The sequence below is a fragment of the Actinoplanes sp. NPDC051633 genome (genome assembly GCF_040681735.1).
In the GTDB taxonomy this organism is placed as follows: domain Bacteria; phylum Actinomycetota; class Actinomycetes; order Mycobacteriales; family Micromonosporaceae; genus Actinoplanes.
Genome location: NZ_JBFAZH010000577.1, coordinates 1 through 4,985, shown reverse-complemented (window position 1 = coordinate 4,985; position 4,985 = coordinate 1). Strand labels below are relative to the sequence as shown.

The window sequence follows — 4,985 nt, the reverse complement described above, 5'->3', positions numbered from 1 at the left end:
GGCAGCACGACCGCCACGCGCAGCCCGCCCTCGCGCCGGGCGGTCAGGTCGAGCCGGCCGCCGTGCGCCACGGCGATCGACGCCACGATGGACAGGCCCAGCCCCGACGAGCCGGTGCGCTCGTCGCCGAGCCGCTCGAAGGGCTGCGCCAGCCGGTCGACCTCCTGCTGGTCGAGCACCGGCCCGCTGGTCTCGACGATCAGGCCGCCCTCGGGGTGCCCGGAGATCTCGATCCGCCCGCCGCCGACGTTGTGCTTGACGGCGTTGTCGACCAGGTTGTCCACCAGGCGCGTCAACAACGCAGAGCTGCCCCGGACCACCGAGCCGGCGTCGGCGTGCACCGTCAGGCGGCCGGCTTCGATGCCCGCGGCCCTCTCGTGCAGCGATTCGCCGACGAGCTTCCCCAGGTCGACGTCGGTGACGTCGGTCAGAGCGCCGTGCTGCGCCCGCGCCAGCACGAGGAACCCGTCGAGCAGATGATCGACCCGGTCGAGCTGGGGACGCAGCCGATCGGCCAGCGCCACCGTGGAGGCGGCGGGCTGCGGCTTGGCGACCGCGACGTCGAGCGACGCCCGCATCGTCGCCAGCGGCGTCCGCAGCTCGTGCGAGGCGTTCGCGACGAACCGGCGCTGCGCCGTGAACGACGTCTCGAGCCGGGCGAGGAGCCCGTCGATGGTGTCGGCGAGATCCTTCACCTCGTCCGCCGGGCCGGCCACGGCCAGGCGGCGGTCCAGGCTCTCCGCGGTGATCCGCCGGGTGGCGCGGGTGACCAGCCGCAGGGGCCGGAGCACGCGCTTGGCCAGCACCCGGCCGACCACCAGCGACACGACGGCCATCACGACCAGGGCGAGCAGGGAGCCGGCGGCGAGCTGGCGGGCCAGCACGGCGTGCCCGTCGAGACCGGGCGGAGCGACGCCGGGCGGCGCAACGGTGGTCACCTCGAAGCTGGAGAGCAGGACGGCCAGCCCCAGCAGACCGGCCCCGGACAGCAGGAACACCACCGCGTACAAGATCGTGAACCGCGCCCCCACGGTCCCGCCACCCAGCTTGAACATGCCCTCAGCATGCCGCGCGGCACATAACAGCGGCATGACAGCACCGATTCGGGCCGTGTTATCCGGCGGTCCGTAGAACCGTCGCATGCGCATCCGCCTCATCGCCATCGCCGCCGCGGCCCTGTTCGTCGTGGGCCTGGGCCTGTTCATCGCCTCCCGCAACGTCGCCTCCTGCGCCGGGCCGTGCCCGGCCGCCGTGGCGGTGAACGACCGATTCTGGTTCCTGCACCGTGAACTCGGCCGCGAGGGCAGCATCACCGCCCGGCTGACGTCGATGACCGGGACGATCACCTACCCGCCGCCCGGCCACGACGAGATCGTCGCCGGCCTGGTGCCGTGGGCGAAGACCGGGATCATCGTCAAGGACGGGGTGCGCCAAGGGTCGCCGTACGCGGCCCTGATGGCGACCGGCGCGCACGGCCTGCGGTTCCAGCACGGCTACACGCGCGACGTGGCCGTGGGCGGATCGTCGCCGTGGATGCGCCTGACCCGCTCGGGCGACCGGATCACCGCCGCAGTGTCGGCCGACGGCTCGCAATGGCGGACGGTCGCCTCGGCGACGCTCGACGGGCTGCCGGACACCGTCCAGGTCGGCTTGTTCGCCACCTCGCCCGGCGACCTGACGCTGCGGAAGGTGATGCTCGGCGGAGCGATCGAGGAGGTCCGATTCACCCAGGCCGTCGGCGTCTTCGACCACGTCGAGGTGACCGGCGGCGCGGATGCGGCGGGCGGCTGGGTCAGCGAGCCGGTCGGTGACATGAACCGGACCGACTGGGAGAAGTTCCACAACCCGTCGGGAGCCGTCGAGAAGGCCGGCGTCTTCACGGTGAGCGGCACCGGCGACATCGGGCCGGCCGGGCAGGACGGCCCGCCGGTGGTGCCGATGCTGCTGACGGCCATGCCGATCCTGTTGATCGTCGTGCTGGTCGCCGGCGCCGGTCACCGCGGGCGGGTCATGGTCCTCGCGGCGGCCGCCCTCGGCGCCGGCCTGGTGGCGGCCGGGGTCACCATCCCGGCCGGCATCGCGATCCTGCACCGCAACGGCGTGCCGGCCCTGCTGCCGTTCTGGACGGGTCTCCGGCTGGTCGGCGGCCTCGCGGTGGCGCTGGCGTTGTGCGCCGTTTTCGCGTACGGGCTGCGCCGGTGGCTCGGGCGGCGCTGGGCGGCGATCCTCGTGGCCCTGGTGCTGGTCGCCCTGCCCTACACCGTCGCCACCCTGCCGATCCTGCCGGACACGGTCGCGGACCGGCTGCTGCAGGTGACCCCGGCCGCGGGGTTCGCGGTGCAGCAGGTGCTGGTCGAGTACCCGCAGGTGACCGCTCACTACGCGCCGTCCGCGGGGTACTTCCCGCTGCCGTGGTGGGCCGGCCTCGGCGTGCTCAGCGCGTACGCGATGCTTGCTCTTCTTCTCGGCCGGGCACGCCGATCGTCATGATGGCGGTGTCGTCCTCGAGGCCGTCGCCGAAGTCGTCGAGCAGGCCGGCGAACGCCTCGATGGCCGATGCGGCGCTCGCCGGGGCGAGATCGTTGCCGAACCGGGCCACCGCCTCCACCCCGTATCGATCACCGCCGCCGATGCGGGCCTCGGTGAGGCCGTCGGTGTAGAGCACCAGCGTGTCGCCAGGCGCGACGGCGAGGACCGTGTTGGTGTACGCGGAGTCGGCGAACACTCCCACCATGCGGCCCTTGGTGCGGTGATGGTCCGCCGTCCCGCCGGCGCGCAGCAGCAACGGCTCGGGATGCCCGCCGCTGGCGATCACCGCGGTGAAGCCCTCGGGCGACGGCGTGAGGATGCCGAACACGACGGTGCAGTAGCGGGCGTCCTTGCGGTACTCCTGATACAGGACCGTGTTGAGGTTGTGCAGGACCGCTGCCGGATCCGGGTCGTACACCGCCGCGGCGCGCAGCGTGTACCGTGCCGCGGCCGTCACCGCGGCGGCCTCGATGCCCTTGCCGCTGACGTCGCCGAGGAAGAAGCCCCAGCGACCGTCGGCCAGCGGGAAGAGGTCGTAGAAGTCACCGCCCACCTGATCGGTCGACGCCATCCGGTACAGCGCCGCCGTCTCCAGGCCGGGCGGCGTCTGGAGCACCGCCGGCAGCAGGCTGCGTTGCAGGTCGGAGACCAGATGCCGCAGGCGTTCACCCTCGCGTTCGGCGTCCCGGCGGGCCTGCAGCAGCTCCTGCTCGTAGGCGCGGCGCTGGCGGCCGTCGAACAGGATGGTGCGGACCAGCTGGGGGCCGCCGTCGCCGCCGGTCTTCACCAGCGAGCTGACGAAGACGGGGAACTTGCTGCCGTCCTTCGCCCGCAGGTCGAGCGCTATCCCACTGATCTCGCCCTCGAGCGCGAGCATCGGGGCCAGATGGGTCTCGTAGTAGATCCGCGTGCCGATCGGGAGCAGATCCGGGAACCGCATCCGCCCGACGAGCTCGTCCCGGGTGTAACCCAGCCAGCCGAGCAGGGTGCGGTTGACCTTCGCGATCGTGCCGTCGAGCAGGGACGACAGGTTGCCGCACGGGGCGTTCTCGTACAGGTCGTCGGCGCTGTCCTCGAGCAAAGCGGGGAACCTCGCCTCGTCCTGTCCAGCGGCCGGCTCAGCCGCGGTGTCCACCGGCACATCCTCGCACCGGGGCCCGCCGGTGACCACACGACAGCCGATACCCTGGGCCGATGACCAGGGTATGCGTGGTCGGAGCGGGCGCGATCGGCGGGTGGATCGGCGCCCGCCTCGCCGCGTCGAAGGTCGCCGAGGTCAGTGTCGTGGCCCGCGGTGCGACGCTGACTTCGCTGCGTGAGCGCGGCTGGCAGCTCCGGACCGCCGACGGCACGGTGACCGCACCGGCCAGGGCCGCCGCCGACGCGGGCGAGCTGGGCGAGCAGGACGTCGTCATCCTCACCGTGAAGGCGCCCGCCCTGGCCGCCGCGGTGCGTCACCTGCCGCCGCTGCTCGGGAAGAGCACGGTCGTGGTGCCGTTCATGAACGGCGTGCCCTGGTGGTTCGGCCGCGGCACCGTGCTCGGCGACGAGCCGCTGCGCAGCGTCGATCCCGGCGGCGTGGTCGCGGCCGCGGTCGACGTCGGCCGCGTGCTGGGCGGTGTGGTGCACTCGAGCTGTTCCAGCCCCGAGCCGGGCGTGGTCGAGCACGTCATGGGCAACGGGCTCATCGTCGGCGAGCCGGCCGGTGGCGGCTCGGCGCGGGCCGACGCGGTGGGCGACCTGCTGGGTGCCGCCGGGTTCACCGCCGTCGTGTCCGCCGATGTCCGGTACGACATCTGGTACAAGCTGTGGGGCAACATGACCATCAACCCGGTCTCCGCGCTGACCGGCGCCACGGCGGACCGGATCCTGGCCGACCCGCTGGTGCGTGATTTCTGTTCGGCGGCGATGCGCGAGGCCGCGGCGATCGGGCGGCGGCTCGGCTGCGACATCGAGCAGACGCCCGAGGACCGCCATCAGGTGACGGCGAGGCTGGGCGCCTTCTCGATGTTGCAGGACGCCGAGGCGGGCCGGCCACTCGAGCTGGACGCCCTGGTGGGCGCCGTGCACGAGATGGGCGAGCGGCTGGGCCTGCCCACCCCGTACATCGGCGCCCTGCTGGGCCTGAGCCGGCTGGCCGCTAGCCGGTGACCGCCGCCGCGTCGGCCAGGGCCCGCTCGACCGGGACCGGGCGGCCCAGGTAGAAGCCCTGCCCGAGGGGCACGCCGCACTCGGCGAGCGCGTCGCGCTGCTGCTCCGACTCGATGCCCTCGGCGATCACCGTGCACTCGAGCTCGCGGGCGAACTCGACCAGCGAGCGGATCGAGGCGCGGCGCGCCCCCTCGGTCTCGACACCGGCCAGCGACGCCCGGCCCAGCTTGAGGAAGGCCGGCTTCAGCGCCTCCAGGCGGGCGAGGGTGTCGTACCCGGCGCCGGCGTCGTCGACCAGATCGGAA

General features: G+C 73.2%; 5 protein-coding genes. 2 read left to right on the top strand and 3 right to left on the bottom strand.

Going from position 1 to position 4,985, the window contains the following annotated elements; translation table 11 throughout:
* The coding region (locus tag AB0M20_RS26985) for an ATP-binding protein (RefSeq protein ID WP_364302830.1) at positions 1 to 1,055 on the bottom strand (1,055 nt) is incomplete at its 3' end.
* An 85-nt stretch (positions 1,056 to 1,140) separates the two neighbouring features.
* On the opposite strand from AB0M20_RS26985, the gene AB0M20_RS26980 reads away from it, so the two are divergent.
* Positions 1,141 to 2,490 carry a hypothetical protein gene (locus AB0M20_RS26980; RefSeq protein ID WP_364302828.1) on the top strand — a complete coding sequence of 450 codons (1,350 nt, stop codon included), beginning with the start codon at positions 1,141 to 1,143 and terminating at the stop codon, positions 2,488 to 2,490.
* On the opposite strand, the gene AB0M20_RS26975 is transcribed toward AB0M20_RS26980, so the two are convergent.
* Complete coding sequence (locus tag AB0M20_RS26975) at positions 2,435 to 3,664, bottom strand: SpoIIE family protein phosphatase (protein ID WP_364302826.1); 1,230 nt, start codon at positions 3,662 to 3,664, stop codon at positions 2,435 to 2,437. The genes AB0M20_RS26980 and AB0M20_RS26975 overlap by 56 nt on opposite strands.
* Positions 3,665 to 3,723: 59 nt before the next feature.
* On the opposite strand from AB0M20_RS26975, the gene AB0M20_RS26970 reads away from it, so the two are divergent.
* A complete protein-coding gene (locus AB0M20_RS26970) occupies positions 3,724 to 4,680 on the top strand; it encodes a 2-dehydropantoate 2-reductase (protein ID WP_364302824.1) in 957 nt (318 codons plus the stop codon).
* Here the strand turns inward: AB0M20_RS26970 and AB0M20_RS26965 are convergent.
* The coding region (locus AB0M20_RS26965; protein ID WP_364302822.1) for an EAL domain-containing protein at positions 4,670 to 4,985 on the bottom strand (316 nt) is incomplete at its 5' end. The two genes, AB0M20_RS26970 and AB0M20_RS26965, sit on opposite strands and share 11 nt — an antisense overlap.

Coding starts and splice junctions, on each gene's coding strand:
- AB0M20_RS26980 (WP_364302828.1), top strand. CDS start 1,141: ATGCGCATCCGCCTCATCGCCATCGCCGCCGCGGCCCTGTTCGTCGTG.
- AB0M20_RS26970 (WP_364302824.1), top strand. CDS start 3,724: ATGACCAGGGTATGCGTGGTCGGAGCGGGCGCGATCGGCGGGTGGATC.